The following is a 17,785-nucleotide window of genomic DNA, read 5'->3' as shown; positions in this document are numbered from 1 at the left end:
CATTCGGGTAGCCGCGATTTTACTTGGTTAACCACAGGGGCAGCCGTAGAATTCCGCGCATGAAAAATGTCCTTCTGCTGCGCACATCGTCGATGGGCGACCTTATCCACACCTGGCCGGCGCTAACCGAGCTGGCGCAACACCAGCCCGATACCCGCATTACCTGGCTGGCCGAAGAAGCCTTTGTGGATATCCCTGGCCTGCACCCGCAGGTACAGGCCACTTTGCCCATCGCCTGGCGCCGCTGGCGCAAGCATTTGCTGGCGCGCGATACCTGGCAGCAGATGGCGGCGCTGAAAGCATCATTACAAGGTACGCGCTGGGATCTGGTGCTGGACGCGCAGGGCCTGTTGAAAAGTGCCTTGCCGGGCTGGCTGGCCAATGGCCCGCTGGCTGGTTACGACGCCGCCAGCATCCGTGAACCGTTGGCCGCACGGTTTTACGACAAGCACTACACCGTGAGCCGCCAGCTTTCCGCCATCGAGCGCAACCGCCGCCTGTTTGCCGCGGCATTCGGTTATGAAGTAGCCGGTGTGCCGGTGTTCGGCATCCGTGCCGGTGCCCGCCCGGCTTGGCTGCCGGCCGGCCCTTACGCCGTGCTGTTGCACGCCACCAGCCGCGACAGCAAGTTGTGGCCGGAGCCGCACTGGCTGGCGCTGGCTGCCGAGCTGGCGGCGCAAGGCTTGTACGCGGTACTGCCGTGGGGCAATGCGGTGGAGCAGGCGCGGGCGCAAAGGTTGGCCGCGGCCATGCCGGGCGCGGTAGTGGCGCCGCGTGTGCCACTGCGCGAAGCCGCCGCGCTGCTGGGCCAAGCTGCTGCCGTGGTAGGGGTGGATACCGGCCTGACCCATCTGGCCAATGCGCTGGATGTACCGCTGGTAGCTATTTATACGGATACCGACCCGGCGCTGACCGGCGTGGTGGAAACCGCGCGTGCGGCCAACATCGGCCGGGCAGGGCAGATCCCGCCGGTAGACGCGGTGCTGGCCCTGCTGACGCGTGTGCAGGGGGCGGCCTGATGCTGCTGCGCCTGTATTCCGCGCTGTGGCCGCTGCTGACGCCACTGATCAAGCGCTACCTGAAAAAGCGTGCCCGCCAGGCACCGGCGTATCTTGAGCACTGGGACGAGCGTTTCGGCCGCAGCCAGCCGCAGCCACGCGGGCAGCAGTTCTGGCTGCACGCGGTGTCCGTGGGCGAAACCCGCGCCGCTTTGCCCTTGGTGAAAGCGCTGCGCGCGCGTTATCCACAGGCCAGCCTGCTGATTACCCAGATGACGCCCACCGGCCGCGCTATTGCCCAGGAGCTGTACCCCGACGCCCAGGTGCACTACCTGCCGTACGACAACCTGCGCTGGATGCGCCGTTTTGTCGCCGCCGCGCAGCCGGCCTGCCTGCTGTTGATGGAAACCGAAATCTGGCCTGCGATGATCCACGCCTGCCGCGACGCCGGCGTGCCGGTGCTGCTGGTAAACGCGCGGCTGTCGGAAAAATCGGCCGCCGGTTACCGCCGCATCGCACGCCTGGTACGCCCGGCGCTGCAACGCCTGAACGCGGTGGCAGCACAAAGCCCGGACGATGCCGCCAGGTTGGCCGCATTGGGTACGCCGCAGCCGCTGGTGTGTGGCAGTACCAAGTACGATTTCACGCCGCCGGCGGACAAGCTGGCGTTGGGCCAGGCGTTCCGTGCCCGCATCGGTACGCGCCCGGTGTGGGTGTGCGCCAGCACGCGTGACGGCGAAGAAGCGCTGATTCTGGACGCCTGGCGCGCCGCCGGCCCGCAGCAGGCCTTGCTGCTGTTGGTGCCACGCCACCCGGAGCGTTTTGCCCAGGTGGCGCAGTTGGCCGCAGACCGTGGGTTTGCCGTGCAGCGCCGCAGCGACCAAGTGGCGGTGGCCGCCAATACCCAGGTATGGGTGGGCGACAGCATGGGCGAGCTGTTTGCCTACTACGCTGCCGCCGATGTGGCCTTTGTCGGTGGTTCGCTGCTGGATTTTGGCGCGCAGAACATGATCGAGCCGGCCAGCGTCGGCGTACCTGTACTCCTGGGGCCGTCCACCTATAATTTTGCCGAGGCCAGTGCATTGGCACGGCAAGCCGGTGCCGCGCGTCAGGTGGCCGATGCGCCGCAGCTGGTGGCAGCGGCGCTGGCGCTGCTGGACGATGCCGACGCACGCCTGCGCATGCGCGACGCGGGGCTGGCGTTTACCGCCGCCCACCGTGGTGCCAGTGAACGTATTGCCAGCCTGATTGCAGCAACCCTGGGCTAGGGCCTGGTATCGTTGGCCTGCGTGGCAGGCAGGATTGGGCGCAGTGTGGCCGCCGCACTGCGCGATGGGAGATGGCATGCAGGATTACCCCTTAGCCGACCCCTTGCTGGACGGGGTCTACACCAGCCGGCTGCGCCTGGCCGCGCCGCAGCCGGGCGATGGCGCCGCACTGTATGCCGCCATCGAGGCCAGCCTGCCGCTGCTGCGCTGTTTTCCGGATAGCCTGCCCTGGGCACAACCGCCGCAACACGCCGGGGCCTGCGAAGCCTGGTGCCGCAAGGTGGCGCTGGTGTGGCCACAGGCGCAGGACAAGATTGCGCTGCTATGGCTGGGCGAAGAGGTGGTCGGCTGCTGCGAGCTGCACCTGCGCAGTGCGCAATGCTGGGAGCTGGGGTTCTGGGGCCACCCGGACTGGCTGGGGCTGGGTTTGTATACCGAGGCCACAGACAGCATGCTGTCGCTGGCGTTCGGCCCCTACGGCGCGCAGGAAGTCTACGCCTCTACCGATGCGGCCAACCATGCGGCACGCCGCGTGTGTCAGCGCCTGGGCATGGTACAGAGCTGGCCGGATGACGCCAGCTGCATTTACCGCATCCGCCTGAATTGAACAGCGCTGTCGCCAGCGCCTGCCACAACGTAAAACCCCCGCCAGCAAGCTGACGGGGGTTTTTGATGCGTGGCCGTATCAGGCCGGGCGGTAGATCAGGCGGTTTTCAAACAGTACTTCCTGCTCGGCCAGCTGAAAGCTGCCCCCTGGTGGCACCGCGCGCTCGTATACCAGGCGCTGGCCATTGCTCATGATCCAGGCGTGAATGGGCTGGCCCATGAAATTGCCCAGGATTTCTTCCGATTTCTGCACCATGGCGCTGTCCGCCAGCTGGGTGCCGCGCGATACCGGCGCGCTATCTGCCTGCTCGCTGGCTTCCTGCTGCGCGGTGCGCCAGTCGCTTTGCTGGCGGAACGTTTGCACCTGCTTGCGCGCGCCCCATTGCAACATCATGCGGTACAGGAATACCGGCAGGCCCACCGCGTGCACCTGCTTGTATTCGTCGATGACGCACTTCACGACAAAACGGTGCTGGCAATGCGGGCAGTGGCCGTCGGCCAGCACGAATACCTTGTCTTTCAGCAGCAGGGCCATGCCCTCCATTGCCGACGCTTTCACCAGCTGTTTGCAGTGCGGGCAATGCTTGGCAAAACGGCTCACCGTATTGCCATTGGGGTAGGTAATGGGAAAGAAACGGTCCAGGCGGTCGGGTTGGATCATGCTGTTACTCGTGGTATCCGGCTGTGAAGCAAAGGCTGATTATACCCCCGTAAGGTGCAAATGCTGGCCTAGTGTATGGCTGTCGCCAGGGGCAATCTGGCGGCTGTCTGCGCCGGCATTGGCCGCTTCCACGCACAAAAAGTGCTGCCAGCCGTCGTCCGGCATGTCGGCCAGCGCCGCCGCACCGCTGGCCCACGGCGTCCATACCACGGTGCTGGCCGAGCCGCTGCTGCTGATGGCTACTTTGCGTTGCCAGGCGGCATCGTGCAGGGTGCAGGCGGCACCGCTGGCGACCACGGCATCGGTGGGGCCATCAAAACGCCACGGGCTGGCGGGCAGGGTGCCGTGGGTGTCGGTGAGCTTGTCGTGGCTGCTGGCGTTTTCCAGGCCACTCAGCGCCACCTGGCGCAGGTCGCCTACCGCGATATAGCTGTGCAGCGCGGCGCTGACGGTGGCCACGGTCTTGCCGTGGTTACGCGTGGTCAGCGCCATGTCGACAGCCTCGCCCAGTACCAGGCTCAGGCTGGACGACAGCTCGCCGTGGCGCGGGCCGTTCAGTTTCACGTGAAACCCCAGCTCGCTGCGCGCGATGGCGTTGACTGTCCACAGCGCGGTACGCGCCACGCCATGCTGCGGTTGGCTGGCGTCGCTAGCGTGCTTGCCAAACCACGGCCAGCACAGCGGCACGCCGCCGCGAATAGCCTTGCCCGGCTGCAGTAGCGCCGTGGGTGACAGGTAAAACAAGGGTTGGCCGCCGTGCGGGGTGTAGCCCAGTAGCTGGCCACCGTACAGGCTCAAGGTGGCAGTAAAGGCGGGGTGGGTAAATGCCAGGCCGGGAACACCAGGGGCCAGCTCGATGGCGCGTACGCCAGCGGGTAACAGATCGGGGTGAACGGGGTGACTCATGGCAATTCCATCAGCAAAGGTGGGGTGGGCGCGGCAGGCGGGTGACGCATGCCATACGGCTCTAAGCTAACTGCTGCCAAGCGCTTTGACCAGTGCCGCGTTACAATCAGCGCATGAGCACGCCCAAACCCGCCGCCAAGCCCCATTTCCTGCGTATCCGCGATTACATTCTCGACGGTATCAAGCAGCGCACCTTCGCCCCCGGTGCCAAGATCCCGCCCGAGGTAGAGCTGGCGCGCCAGTTTGGCGTGTCGCGCATGACGGTGAACAAGGCCATCCGCGACCTGGCCGAGGCCGGCGTGCTGCTGCGTTACGCCGGCGATGGCACCTACGTAGCCGAGCGCAAGGCCGAGTCGCCGCTGCTGGACGTGAACAATATCGCCGAGGAAGTCGCCCTGCGCGGCCACGCTTACCGCGCCCAGGTGCTGTTTGCCCGCGCCGAGCCGGCCAGCGAAGAAGTGGCGCTGCGCCTGGGCATGGCTGCCGGCGCCGCGGTGTTCCATTCGCTGATCGTGCACCACGAAGACGACAGCCCGATCCAGATCGAAGACCGCTACGTGAACCCGCAGTGGGCGCCAGACTACCTGGCGCAGGCCTTCGAGCAGGAAACCCCCAACGCCTACCTGATGCGCACCTGCCCGCTTACCGACGTGGAACACACGGTGGAAGCGGTGCTGCCTGGCGCCGACGAACAGCAGCTGCTGGCGCTGGCGCAGCCGGAGCCCTGCCTGCGCGTGCTGCGCCGCACCTGGTCCGGCAAGCACCTGGTCAGCTTTGCCCGTCTGCTGCACCCAGGCAGCAAGTACAAGCTGCGCTCGCAGACGCGGGTACGCAAAACATAATTGTATATACATTTAAGCCACACCCCGCCACAGGCCACGTTTTGACGTGGCCTGTTGTTTTTTATGGGTTTTTTATGCAAAGGCACGGCTGTCTTGCTGCAGCGCGGCAATAAAAGCTGCTTGACGTTGCGGCGTGCATGGTCTAAATGTATATACAATTAATCGCACAACCGGATTCAGCCATGCATCAGCCCGACCAGTCCTTGTGGATCAACGCCCGCCTCGCCACCTGCGACGCGGCCAACCCCGCGCCCTACGGCGCGCTGGAAGGCCATGCGCTATGGCTGAAAGAGGGCCGTATCCACACCGTGCTGCCACAAGCCGAGGCGCTGCAGGCTTTTGGCCAGGCCGGTAGCGTGCACGACGCGCAAGGCCGCTGGGTCACGCCCGGTTTTATCGACTGCCACACCCACCTGGTGTACGGCGGCAACCGCGCCGCGGAATGGGAAAAGCGCCTCACCGGCGTGCCCTACCAGCAAATCGCGGCCGAAGGCGGCGGCATCATTTCCACCGTGCGCGCCACCCGCAGCCTGGACGAAGACGAGCTGGCGCTGGCCAGCTTGCCACGGCTGAAAGCGCTGATGAAGGAAGGCGTCACCACCGTCGAGATCAAGTCCGGCTACGGCCTGACGCTGGCCGACGAGCTGAAACAGCTGCGCGCCGCGCGCCGTCTGGCTGCCGCGCTGCCGGTAGAAGTGGCCACCACGCTGCTGTCAGCGCACGCGCTGCCGCCGGAGTACGCCGGCCAGGCCGACGCCTATATCGATTACGTATGCCACACCATCGTGCCGGCCGCTGCTGCCGAAGGTCTGGCCGAAGCGGTGGACGTGTTCTGCGAAGGCGTGGGCTTTTCGCCGGCGCAAACCCGCCGCGTGTTCGACGCCGCCCGCGCCCACGGCCTGCAGCTGAAAGGCCACGTCGAGCAGCTGTCCAACCTGCACGGCGCTGCGCTGGTGGCCGAGTTTGGTGGCCTGTCGGCCGACCATATCGAATACCTGGACGACGCGGGTGTGGCCGCCATGGCGCAGGCCGGCACCGTGGCCGTGCTGCTGCCCGGAGCGTATTACTTTTTGCGCGAAACGCAGAAGCCGCCGGTGGACAAACTACGCGCTGCCGGTGTGGCGATGGCGGTGTCTACCGACCTCAACCCCGGCACCAGCCCGTTTGCTTCGCTACGGCTGGCGATGAACCAGGCCTGCGTGCTGTTCGGCCTGACGCCGGAAGAAGCCCTGCTGGGCGCCACTCGCCACGCGGCGCAGGCGCTGGGGCGCGGCCACAGCCACGGCAAGTTGGCCGCAGGCTGCGTGGCCGACCTGCTGCTGTGGGATATCGAGCACCCGGCCGAAATCGTGTACGGCCTGGGCACCAACCCGCTGAAGCAGCGCGTGTTCCGTGGCGTGGTGCAAAGCATTGAATAAACGCCGGTAACGGCAAACCCTGATGTTGACGTCTTGCCTGCCGCTGGCGGCAAGGCGGTTTGAAAGGAATCCGAAATGTCTATCGACATGAGCATGTGGACCGGCCGCATTGACGCCGCCGAAGGCGACGCCGCTCGCCGCTGGCACCAGGCAGTACAGCCGCTGGCAGCCGGCGCCGCGCCCGGCATTGCCATCCTCGGCTTTGCCTGCGACGAAGGCGTGCGCCGCAACCAGGGCCGTACCGGCGCCGTGGACGGCCCGCTGGCCCTGCGCCGTGCGCTGGCCAACCTGGCCTGGCACCCCACCCAGCCGCTGTACGACGCTGGCACCGTGCGCTGCGACGATGGCGACCTGGACGCCGCGCACGAACGCTTGGCCGCAGCCGTTACCGCCATCGTGCAAGCCGGCCACCTGCCGCTGGTACTGGGTGGCGGCCACGAAACCGCTTACGGTCATTGGCTGGGCCTGGCCCGTGCCCACGCCGGCAAGCGCATCGGTATCGTCAACTTCGACGCCCATTTCGACCTGCGCCAGTCCGACACCGCCACCAGCGGCACGCCGTTTGCCCAGATCGCCGCCGCCTGCCACACGCTGGGCCAGCCGTTCCGCTACCTGTGCCTGGGCGTGGCCGAAACCGCCAACACCCGCGCGCTGTTCGATACCGCCGCCCGTCTGGGCGCCGAATGGCGGCTGGACAGCGACATGACGCCGTGGCACCTGGCCGAGGCGCGCCAGCAGCTGGCCGAGTTTATCGACAGCGTGGACGCGGTGTACCTCACCATCGACCTGGACGTGCTGCCCGCTGCGCAAATGCCGGCGGTGTCTGCGCCGGCCGGTTACGGCGTGGACATCGCCGTGGTGGACGCGCTGGTGGCCAAGCTGGCCCGCAGCGGCAAGCTGATTGGCGCCGACCTGGTGGAATTCAACCCCGCTTTCGACCAGGACAGCCACGGCGCCAAAGCCGCCGCCCGGCTGGCCTGGGGCATTACCCGCCAGCTGCGCCGTTGATTTGATTTTTAGCCACGAAAACAGTTAACAGCGATTGGCCACGAAAACCACGAAACAACACGAAACCTGATTAGAAAACCTTGTACGAATCCAAATCAGTGGCGGCTATTAAAAAATTTCGTGCTTTTCGTGTGCTTTCGTGGCCAAAAAAGGCTTTTACCGTTTTTTCGCGGCCAACTAGAGATTTTTAGAGGAGAGACTCCCATGAACGACCCGCGTTTTGATGCTTCCCGTGTTATCCGCGCCCCGCACGGCAGCGACCTGCATTGCAAGAACTGGATTGCCGAAGCGGCCTTCCGCATGGTGCAAAACAACCTGGACCCGGACGTGGCGGAAAACCCGCAAGGTCTGGTGGTGTACGGCGGTATCGGCCGTGCGGCGCGTAACTGGGAGTGCTTCGACCAGATCCTGGCCAGCCTCAAAGAGCTGAACGAAGACGAAACCCTGCTGGTGCAGTCCGGCAAGCCGGTGGGCGTGTTCAAGACCCACGCCAACGCCCCGCGCGTGCTGATTGCCAACAGCAACCTGGTACCGAAATGGGCCAACTGGGACCACTTCAACGAGCTGGACCGCAAAGGCCTGTTCATGTACGGCCAGATGACCGCCGGTAGCTGGATCTACATCGGCAGCCAGGGCATCGTGCAAGGCACCTTCGAAACCTTCGTCGAAGCCGGCCGCCAGCACTACAACAACGACTTGTCCGGCCGCTGGATCCTCACCGCAGGCCTGGGTGGCATGGGCGGCGCGCAACCGTTGGCCGCCACACTGGCTGGTGCCTGCTCGCTGAACATCGAATGCCAGCAGAGCAGCATCGACTTCCGCCTGCGCACCCGCTACGTGGACAAGCAAGCGCGCGACATCGACCACGCGCTGGAACTGATCAAGGAACACACCGCGCGCAAGGAAGCCGTGTCCATCGCGCTGCTGGGTAACGCCGCCGAGGTACTGCCGGAGCTGGTACGCCGCGCCCAGGCCGGCGGCATCAAGCCCGACCTGGTAACCGACCAGACCTCCGCCCACGACCTGATCAACGGCTACCTGCCGCTGGGCTGGACTGTCGAGCAATGGAAAGACGCGCAGACCAAGCCGGAACTGCACGCCCGCCTGACCGCCGAAGCCGCCAAGAGCTGCGCCGTGCACGTACAGGCCATGCTGGACTTCCAGGCCATGGGCATCCCCACCGTCGATTACGGCAACAATATCCGCCAGGTGGCGTTCGACCAGGGCGTGGCCAACGCCTTCGATTTCCCGGGCTTTGTGCCGGCGTACATCCGCCCGCTGTTCTGCGAAGGCAAGGGCCCGTTCCGCTGGGTAGCGCTGTCCGGCGACCCGGAAGACATCTACAAGACCGACGCCAAGATCAAGGAACTGTTCCCGGACAACAAACACACCCACCGCTGGCTGGACATGGCGCGTGAGCGCATTGCCTTCCAGGGCCTGCCGGCGCGTATCTGCTGGCTGGGCTTGGGCGAGCGTCACCTCGCCGGCCTGGCATTTAACGAAATGGTGAAGAACGGCGAGCTGAAAGCGCCGATCGTGATTGGCCGCGACCACCTGGACACCGGCTCGGTCGCCAGCCCGAACCGCGAAACCGAAGCCATGAAGGACGGCACCGACGCCGTGTCCGACTGGCCGCTGCTGAACGCGCTGCTGAACACCGCCGGCGGCGCCAGCTGGGTATCGCTGCACCACGGTGGCGGCGTGGGCATGGGCTACTCGCAGCACTCCGGCATGGTGATCGTGGCTGACGGCACCGACGCCGCCGCCGAGCGCCTGGCCCGCGTGCTGGTGAACGACTGCGGCAGCGGCGTAATGCGCCACGCCGACGCCGGTTACGAGCAAGCCGTGGCCGCTGCCAAGCGCTTTGGCCTCAAACTGCCGATGATCAAGTAAACCCGTACCCTGCGGCCAACCTTGGCCGCAGGGGCCAGAATTTTTGCCACGAAAACCACGAAAGGGCACGACAACCTTTTTTAGCAACAGCCACTATCCAAGGCAAAGCAAAACACGGACAGCCGCCATCGCGCGTAGATTGTTTTTCTCGTGTTTTCCGTGAATTTCGTGGCCAAAAAAGGTTTTTTCTGTGTTTTTTTCGTGGTTTTCGTGGCCGACAGAAAAGGTACCACCATGACCACCATCACCATTACCCCGGGCAAGCTCACCCTGGCCCAGCTGCGCCAGATCGCCCGCAACCCGGCCACCCAGCTGGCGCTGGACCCGGCCGCCCACGCCGCCATCGACGCCTCCGCTGCCACCGTGGCGCGCGTGCTGGCAGAAAACCGCACCGTATACGGCATCAACACCGGCTTTGGCCTGCTGGCCAACACCAAGATCGCCGCCGACGAACTGGAACTGCTGCAGCGCTCCATCGTGCTGTCGCACGCCGCCGGTATTGGCGAGCCGATGAAAGACAGCACCGTGCGCCTGGTGATGGCGCTGAAGATCAACTCGCTGTCGCGCGGCTTCTCCGGCATCCGCCGCGTGGTGCTGGACGCGATGATCACCCTGTTCAACAAGGGCATCTACCCGGTGATTCCGCAGAAGGGCTCCGTCGGCGCCTCCGGCGACCTGGCCCCGCTGTCGCACATGAGCGCGGTGCTGATCGGCGAAGGTGAAGCCTTTGTGGACGGCGTACGCGTACCGGGCGATGTAGCCATGCGCAGCGCCGGCCTGGCCCCCATTACCCTGGCCCCGAAAGAAGGCCTGGCCCTGCTGAACGGTACCCAGGCGTCCACCGCCTTTGCGCTGGAAGGCCTGTTTGCCGCCGAAGACCTGTACGTGGCCGCCTCGGTGGCCGGTGCCATGTCGGTAGAAGCCGCCCAGGGCAGCCGCACCCCGTTCGACGACCGCATCCACCAGGTACGCGGCCACCAAGGCCAGATCGACGCCGCCGCGCAATACCGCGCGCTGCTGGGCGCCGGCTCGCAAATCGCCGACAGCCACGCCAACTGCGGCAAGGTGCAAGACCCGTACAGCCTGCGCTGCCAGCCGCAAGTGATGGGCGCCTGCCTCACGCAAATCCGCCAGTCGTCCGACGTGCTGCTGGTGGAAGCCAACTCGGTATCCGACAACCCGCTGGTGTTTGCCGACGATAACGACATCCTGTCCGGCGGCAACTTCCACGCCGAGCCGGTAGCGTTTGCCGCCGACAACCTGGCGCTGGCCATTGCCGAAATCGGCTCGCTGTCCGAACGCCGCATGGCGCTGCTGATCGACAGCAACCTGTCCAAGCTGCCCCCGTTCCTGGTGAACAACGGCGGCGTGAACTCCGGCTTCATGATCGCCCAGGTTACCGGCGCCGCACTGGCGTCCGAGAACAAGTCGCTGGCCCACCCGGCCTCGGTAGACAGCCTGCCTACCAGCGCCAACCAGGAAGACCACGTGTCCATGGCCACCTTCGCCGGCCGCCGCCTGCGCGACATGGCCGACAACACCGCCGGCATCCTGGCGGTAGAGCTGCTGGCCGCCTGCCAGGGCGTGGACTTCCGCGCCCCGAACAAAGCCGCCGACGCGCTGGAAGACGCCAAGGCCGTGCTGCGCGAACAGGTAAGCTTCTACGACAAGGACCGCTACTTCGCGCCCGACATCGAAAAAGCCTGCGCCCTGATCCAGCGCGCCGAATACAACCGCTTCGCCATCCCCGGCCTGTTGCCGTCGCTGTAAGCAGAGAGCGGAATGCGGCCAAGGTTGGCCGCAACCAGACGTAAACAAGGGCAAGCCTGATGAGGGCTTGCCCTTTTGTCATGGGTGTTGTGTATGATGTTGGCTTGTAGGTTGGTGCTGAGCGCAGAGTGGAGAAGATGAAGCAGTATCTGCGGGGCTGCTTCATTGCACGAGTCACCTCGCTGTTTTTACACTGCAACTTCTTTTATGCGTTGTGTGTGTGGATGAGTAGGCGGGGCGTGAGTAGGCACAGTATTTATACCTTTATGAAGCGTAGGAAAAGCTAAAGCCGTAGCAATTTAGCTAAGGTCATTTAAAAAACTAAATTTATTGGAGTCATTATGTCGGGTGCTGTTATTGAGAATGGACAGAGTGAAAGTAATGTGATCATCGAGGGGCGAGATGGTCCAGCATCTATAAGTATGCAATTGTATCAAGATTTATATAATCAGATAACTGGAAAATCTGAGGAGATTAAGCAGTTTTCTAAGAAATCAATTAAAGTCAAACTAGAAGATGTTAGGCAGTTTGATATAAAAATAAAGCAAGTTTTAGAACAGTATAAGATTGTTTCCTTTAATTCATCTTTTTCTATTATTTACGATAAAAATCAAAAAGAGACACATAGTTCCATAGAAAAATTTATGAGTCTAAATAATGCAATTTCTAATTGTACTGAGAGTGTTTTTATAAAATATAATTTTGCCATTATACTTCCGCAAACATCAAGAGCTCAGAGTTACACTATAGCAGTCAAGCTTAGTAATAGAATTACTAGTCAAAAGAAGCTAGTTGAGGAGTTGCCTAATGGAATTCCTGCTGCAGTTGTTAACATGTTTACCTCTAAAACCTGTGAAATAACCATCTCTTATGTTGATTATGTTGTTGCAAGGACAGTAATTTCAGTTTTTGATGAGTGGGTTGATTCGCTGGATGAGTCAAAAGAGAGTGGCTTATTAAATTTTGCGAGAAAAAATTCACATTTTATACCGTCTATATTTAAGTACACCACTCTGTTGATTAGTGTTTTTGTACTTGCAAATCTTATGCCGACATTAGTCAGCAATAGTCCTAATGGCCCACAATTTTTTCAGTTTGGGGTTTATTTGTTTGTTTTTATATTTATTTTATATAAATTAGCTGCTGCAATTGGGCGTTTTGTAGAGAGATCAATAGATGCATCTAGTGAAATTTCTTATCTTGACATAACTAATGGTGATAAAAAACTAATTAATGAAGTGGAAGCATCAAATAAAATGGCGATAGTCAAGACAGTATTTGGGTCAATGGCTATGGCTCTTTTAAATTTTGCTGCAAAATTTATTGCGTTAAGTATTAAGATATAAGTTGGTGTGGTAGCTTTGTTTTGGAGAAATTAAGCCTGGTATTCTCCAGTTAAAATACAAAATTTGAGGGTAGGATATACCGCCAGTATTTTTATATAAAGTCCCAATGAGTTGATAATTTTTCACCAAATTCCTTAGGTGCCGTATATTAGCTCGGTATTGTGTCCGCTACGCGGACGATGTTTGTATGCCGGTTCCGCCCGGCAAACGGGAAAGGGGGCGGGTCGCCGCCCCCTTTTCATTCCCCCGCGCCCCGGGGCTGCTCGAAACCCCGTACAAAAGGGCACGCCCCAGGCGCCGCCGAACTCGCCGCGTGCTAACGTCACGCGGCTCAAACAAATCGGCGTCTTAAAACCTGGGGCGCACCCTTTTGCCCGGCTCGCGCCAACGGGATAGGGCGCTTCACTCGCGCGCTACTGCTCAAAAAGCAGGTCGTGGCCCAGATAAGGCAAAGCCGCATTCAGGGTGCTTTTCAATGCCGGAATAGGCAGCCAATTCTTTCACTGCCCCGTTCCCGGATGCACCACCGGCTTACCCCAGCCTCGCTTTTTAACCACCACCACCGGCCAATAGTTGGCCGCATTGTCCAATCATATTCAGCAAAGGCCAGTTCATGGGTTGGGATATCAGCTATCACCCGCTGGGTGAAAACGACGTCAGCGAGCTGTATTTCGCCGCCTTGGATAACCCGCAGGCGGCGCAACAGCTGGCGGTGCAGGCCGGGCTGGGCGAAGAAGATGCCGCGCACCTGGCCTTGCGGCTGGACGAGGCCAGAAGCCTGCCGCCGGATGTGCCGTTTAATAGCGGGCACGCGTTCTATGTGGCCATCGTCACCGGCTTTTTGCGGCAGCATCACTATATTCGTGGCGGCGCGTTTTCCTTTCTGGCCGACGACCCGGTGATGGCGCGCTATATCGGCGACTGGCGCACGCTGGTGCCACCAGCGTATCGGCAGGGCCAGTTTGATAATGTGCTTACGCACAATTACTGCGCGGGGGTGTACCTGCCTTATGCCTCGCTACAGGCTTTGCGCCGCGATGCCGATAGCGACCCGCACGTGCGTGCCATGCTGGAGCAGCAGTTTTCCGATGGCCGGCTGGCGGTGTTCTGGCAGGCGGTGGACGCGGCGCTGGCGCAGGGCATGGGTTTGATGGAGGCGTCCGAGGTGGTGGAGCCGAACCCGCTGGACCTCAACGCCAGCCGTAGCCGCTCGCGCTTGCTCAATTGCCAGCCGGACGGTGCGCTGCTGTACGCCGAGGCGGTGCTGGCGCAGCTGGGCGATGCGCTGGCGTCGGCTACGCCGCAGCCGGCGGCCACGCGGCTGTCGCCTTTGTCACCGCGCGCCTTGCTGGTGCTGTTCATGCGGCCAACGTCGTTTTTTGCCAGCCATGGTTGGCTGCATCTGCGGCCGGAGGCGTTAGCGGTGGCGTGGCTGTGTGGCATCAGCTATGCCATGGCGCGGGTAGACAAATACCTGGGCCAGGCGGCGGCGGACAAGGCGTCGGCGCTGGCGAGCTGGCTGGCGGAGTCGTGGGGGCGGTACTGGCTGCTGGTGCTGGCGGTGGGGGCGCTGAATGGCGTGATCCTGCGCTGGCTGGGTGGCTGGTGGTTCCGGCGGCGGCTGCGCTGGTGCGGCGCGGGCGAGGTGCCGGTAGCGCAGGCGCGGCTGGTATACGTGTATCAGGATCTGGTACAGAGCCTGCCGCTGTTGCTGTTGGCGCTATGTCAGACGGCGCTGTACGCCGGGCCTGTGGCTGCGCATCAGGCCGCTGCGGGCTGGGGCTTGCTGATGTTGCTGTTTACGCTGTGGTCGTGCGTGGTGTCGTACCGCGCGGCGTGCAGCTTTGCGGTGGATCAGCGCCGTGCGCGCTGGTGGTTTTTGCAGCTGCCGCTGGCGTGCTATGCGCTGCTGATGGCAGGGGTGGCGCTGGCCTGACCTGCCGGCCAGCTTGCTGCTTGGTGTGGGCCATGACAGCGTAGCGGGCTGCACCTGCCGGCCGGTGGGCGCATCTTGCTCAAGGGGGTATGGATGAAGCGCTTGGCGGTGTTAGGGCTGCTGTTATTGTCCGGGCTGGCGCAGGCCAGAACGGTGGCCATTTTTAATGGCCCCGGCACGTGTCAGGGCTGCCCGCAGACGGTGGCGGCGCTGTTTCGTGCTGCCGGCGACCGCGTGGTGTACGTGGATCAGCATACGCTTGGCGCAAAAACGCTGGGCAAGGTGCAGGTTTATGTACAGCCCGGCGGCTCGGACGATATCGATGAAACCCTGGATGTACTGCGCCCCGGCCAGGTGGCGGCGCTGCGGCGCTTTGTGGCGCAGGGTGGGCATTATCTGGGTATCTGCGCGGGGGCGTATCTGGCCGCGCAGTACAGCGACAAGGCGGCGGGGCGGCGTGCCTTTGGCCTGGTGGACATAGACGAGCTGCACGCGGAAACTGCCGACCCGGCACCGTCGCTGCTGGCTATACGCTGGGGCGCGACGCCGCGCATGGTGTACAACCAGAGCGGCCCGCATCTGTACCGGCAGCCACCTGCCGGTGCCCGTGTGCTGGCGCGCTACAGCGCAACGCAGCGCATTGCGGCCTTGTCGGCCCGCTTTGGGCGCGGGCAGGTGCTGCTGATCGGCCCCCATCTGGAGGCCGATAGCAGCTGGTATCAGGAAGATGGCCTCAGCCAGCAGTACGGGCTGAACCAGGACTTGTTCCGCCAGCTTATCCGTACGCTGAAATAGCCGCTGGCTGGCACTGCCAAGCGCCACAGGCTTTCACCACAGTTGGCCGCACGCCGTAATGGTGTGCGGCCAACCTTGTTTCGGGCGGCGGTGTGGCTAGCGGCGGCGCAGCTCGGGCAGTAGCGCCGCCACGATGCCGGCCAGCGGCAGCCACGCGCACCACTGGTACACGGCCTGGATGCCTGCGTGGTCGGCCAGCTGGCCCAGGGCAGCGGCGGCCAGGCCGGCTACGCCAAACGCCAGGCCAAAAAACAGGCCGGAGATGGTGCCTACCTTTTGCGGTAGCAGCTCCTGCGCGTACACCAGGATGGCCGAGAACGCCGACGACAGAATCAGCCCGATCACCACTACCAGCGCCAGCGTGGCAGTGAGGCCCACGTGCGGCAGCGCCAGCGCAAACGGCGCGCTGCCGAAGATGGAAAACCAGATCACGCGGCGGCGGCCGATGCGGTCGCCCAGCGGCCCGCCCAGCAGGGTGCCCACGGCCACGGCCAGCAGGAAGGCAAACAGGTACAGCTGCGCGGTGGCGGTGGGCAGGGCAAAGCGCTCGATCAGGTAGAAGGTGAAGTAGCTGTGCAGGCTGGCCATATAGGTGTACTTGGTCACCACCAGCGCCATCAGCACCGCCAGCGTTTTGCGCGTGTCGGCCGGCGACAGCGGGTTGGCCGCCACGCTGGCCTTGCGCTGCGCCGCGTGCGCCAGCTGCGCGCGGTACCAGTTGCCCACCTGCCACAGCACCAGCATGGCCACCAGCGTTAGCAGCGCCACCCACGCCAGGCTGCCCTGGCCGTAGGGCAGGATCAGCAGCATGGCCAGCAGCGGGCCGGTGGCGGTGCCGCCGTTGCCGCCCACCTGGAAGACCGACTGCGCCAGGCCCTTGTGCCCGGCCGAGGCTAGCCGCACCACGCGCGACGATTCGGGGTGAAAGATGGACGAGCCGGTACCTACCAGCGCGGCGGCCACCAGCAGCCAGCCGTATTGTGTGGCCTGCGACAGCAGCAGCAGGCCGGCCAGTGTGGACAGCATGCCCAGCATCATGGCGTAGGGCTGCGGGCGGCGGTCGGTAACAATACCCACCATCGGCTGCAGCAGCGAGGCGGTGCACTGGTACACCAGGGTAAGCAGGCCGATCTGGGCAAAGCTCAGCGCGTAATTGCCTTTCAGCAGCGGGTAGAGGGCCAGGATCAGCGACTGCATCATGTCGTTCAGAAAGTGCGCCACGCTCACGGCGCCGATCACGCGCCAGTGCGGTTGCGCGCCGGGGCCGGCAGGGTTGGCCGCAGCCGGGGCGGCGGAAGTTGTGGTGTTCATGACAGGCTCCTTGTGGGGGGAAGGTAGCCCATCCTAGAATGGCTGCTCCTGCCTGTCCTGCTGCGTACGGGCATCAACTATCGAGAAAACGGCATGCACGCCCCAGTCGAAGACATCAACCCGCCGCTGCTCACCAGCGCCACGCTGATGATAGGCAAAACCCAGGACTACCCGGCCGGCTACGCCACCGTGCGCCACACCCACAGCACGGCCCAGCTGCTGTACGGCATTGCCGGCGTGATGCGCATCCTCACTCCGCGCGGGCAGTGGATCGTGCCGCCCAGCCGCGCCATTTACATTCCGCCCGGCCACTGGCATGAGGTGCACATGCTCAGCCCGGCGCAGGTGCGCAGCGTGTACGTGCAGCCGTACGCATTGGCCGGCATGCCGCAGCAGTGCTGCGTGCTGGCGGTCACGCCGCTGTGGCGCGAGCTGCTGTTGGCTGCCGTGCGCATCCCGCCGCCGGTGTTGCCCGATACCCGCGCCGCGCGCCTCTTGGCCTTGCTGCTGGAGGAGTGCGAAGTGCTGGAAACGCTACCGCTGGCGCTACCCACGCCGGACGACGACTTGCTGGCGCCGCTGTGCCGCCAGCTGCAGGCGCAGCCGGACGACGAACGCAGCAGCGAACACTGGGCGGCCTGGCTGGGGGTGGACGTGCGTACGCTGCAGCGCCGCTTCCAGCGCGCTACCGGCATGAACTTTGGCGCCTGGCGGCGCCAGGCCCGGCTGATGCACGCGCTGGCGCAGCTGGCCACCGGCGCCCGCGTGCTGGACGTGGCGCTGTCTGCCGGCTACGCCAGCCCCAGCGCTTTTACCGCCATGTTCCGCCGCCAGTTTGGCGTGGCACCCAGCGCCTTTTTTGCCAACCCGCTGCCGGGTGACGGCGAGCGCTGAGCTGGCCAGCCAGCAGGGCAGGGCGGCCAACTTATCCACAGGGTTGGCCGCAGCGGGGCAGGCGCTGCGCGGGGCTGGGGATAAAATTGTTGACTGATTTAGTCGGAAATAACCTATTATGTAAATAAATATG

General features: G+C 63.4%; 15 protein-coding genes. 12 read left to right on the top strand and 3 right to left on the bottom strand.

Annotated features, from left to right (window positions below; translation table 11 throughout):
* Positions 1–59: 59 nt before the first annotated feature.
* From waaC to LCH97_RS12565, 3 genes are all read left to right on the top strand, one after another.
* Positions 60–1,019: a lipopolysaccharide heptosyltransferase I gene (gene waaC / locus LCH97_RS12575; protein WP_227301986.1), complete on the top strand. Its 960-nt coding sequence runs from the start codon at positions 60–62 to the stop codon at positions 1,017–1,019.
* Positions 1,019–2,266 carry a lipid IV(A) 3-deoxy-D-manno-octulosonic acid transferase gene (waaA, locus tag LCH97_RS12570; RefSeq protein WP_227301985.1) on the top strand — a complete coding sequence of 416 codons (1,248 nt, stop codon included), beginning with the start codon at positions 1,019–1,021 and terminating at the stop codon, positions 2,264–2,266. The genes waaC and waaA overlap by 1 nt, the downstream gene beginning before the upstream one ends.
* Positions 2,267–2,342: 76 nt before the next feature.
* Positions 2,343–2,873 (top strand): GNAT family N-acetyltransferase, encoded by a 531-nt coding sequence (locus LCH97_RS12565; protein ID WP_227301984.1) that lies wholly within the window; start codon positions 2,343–2,345, stop codon positions 2,871–2,873.
* 78 nt (positions 2,874–2,951) lie between these two features.
* On the opposite strand, the gene LCH97_RS12560 is transcribed toward LCH97_RS12565, so the two are convergent.
* The gene (locus LCH97_RS12560) at positions 2,952–3,533 is read right to left on the bottom strand and encodes a hypothetical protein (RefSeq protein WP_227301983.1); all 582 of its coding nucleotides are present in this window, start codon (positions 3,531–3,533) and stop codon (positions 2,952–2,954) included.
* Positions 3,534–3,572: 39 nt separating this feature from the next.
* Positions 3,573–4,439, bottom strand: coding sequence for a D-hexose-6-phosphate mutarotase (locus tag LCH97_RS12555; protein WP_227301982.1), 867 nt, complete (start codon positions 4,437–4,439; stop codon positions 3,573–3,575).
* A gap of 113 nt (positions 4,440–4,552) precedes the next feature.
* Between LCH97_RS12555 and hutC the strand changes: the two genes are divergently transcribed.
* The 8 genes from hutC (at position 4,553) to LCH97_RS12515 (ending at position 15,447) form a co-directional block, all read left to right on the top strand.
* Positions 4,553–5,281, top strand: coding sequence for a histidine utilization repressor (hutC, locus tag LCH97_RS12550; protein ID WP_227301981.1), 729 nt, complete (start codon positions 4,553–4,555; stop codon positions 5,279–5,281).
* A 182-nt stretch (positions 5,282–5,463) separates the two neighbouring features.
* Positions 5,464–6,699, top strand: a complete 1,236-nt coding sequence (gene hutI, locus LCH97_RS12545; RefSeq protein ID WP_227301980.1) for an imidazolonepropionase — start codon at positions 5,464–5,466, stop codon at positions 6,697–6,699.
* Positions 6,700–6,774: 75 nt separating this feature from the next.
* Entirely contained in the window at positions 6,775–7,707 is a 933-nt protein-coding gene (gene hutG, locus LCH97_RS12540; protein WP_227301979.1) for a formimidoylglutamase, read from the top strand.
* 204 nt (positions 7,708–7,911) lie between these two features.
* Positions 7,912–9,600, top strand: a complete 1,689-nt coding sequence (gene hutU / locus LCH97_RS12535; protein ID WP_227301978.1) for a urocanate hydratase — start codon at positions 7,912–7,914, stop codon at positions 9,598–9,600.
* A 234-nt stretch (positions 9,601–9,834) separates the two neighbouring features.
* Positions 9,835–11,370, top strand: a complete 1,536-nt coding sequence (hutH, locus tag LCH97_RS12530; protein ID WP_227301977.1) for a histidine ammonia-lyase — start codon at positions 9,835–9,837, stop codon at positions 11,368–11,370.
* 341 nt (positions 11,371–11,711) lie between these two features.
* Positions 11,712–12,716, top strand: a complete 1,005-nt coding sequence (locus LCH97_RS12525; protein ID WP_227301976.1) for a hypothetical protein — start codon at positions 11,712–11,714, stop codon at positions 12,714–12,716.
* 613 nt (positions 12,717–13,329) lie between these two features.
* Positions 13,330–14,652, top strand: coding sequence for a hypothetical protein (locus LCH97_RS12520; RefSeq protein ID WP_227301975.1), 1,323 nt, complete (start codon positions 13,330–13,332; stop codon positions 14,650–14,652).
* A 93-nt stretch (positions 14,653–14,745) separates the two neighbouring features.
* Entirely contained in the window at positions 14,746–15,447 is a 702-nt protein-coding gene (locus LCH97_RS12515; RefSeq protein WP_227301974.1) for a BPL-N domain-containing protein, read from the top strand.
* Positions 15,448–15,543: 96 nt separating this feature from the next.
* On the opposite strand, the gene LCH97_RS12510 is transcribed toward LCH97_RS12515, so the two are convergent.
* A complete protein-coding gene (locus tag LCH97_RS12510; RefSeq protein WP_227301973.1) occupies positions 15,544–16,758 on the bottom strand; it encodes an MFS transporter in 1,215 nt (404 codons plus the stop codon).
* A gap of 93 nt (positions 16,759–16,851) precedes the next feature.
* Here LCH97_RS12510 and LCH97_RS12505 point away from each other — a divergent pair, with 93 nt between their 5' ends.
* On the top strand, positions 16,852–17,652 hold the full coding sequence (locus LCH97_RS12505) for a helix-turn-helix transcriptional regulator (protein WP_227301972.1): 801 nt from the start codon (positions 16,852–16,854) through the stop codon (positions 17,650–17,652).
* The last annotated feature ends 133 nt before the right edge of the window (positions 17,653–17,785 follow it).

It is taken from the genome of Vogesella sp. XCS3 (assembly GCF_020616155.1).
Classification (GTDB): Bacteria; Pseudomonadota; Gammaproteobacteria; order Burkholderiales; family Chromobacteriaceae; genus Vogesella.
The sequence above is the reverse complement of the archived record's forward strand: the minus strand, read 5'-3'. Positions and strand labels throughout refer to the sequence as shown.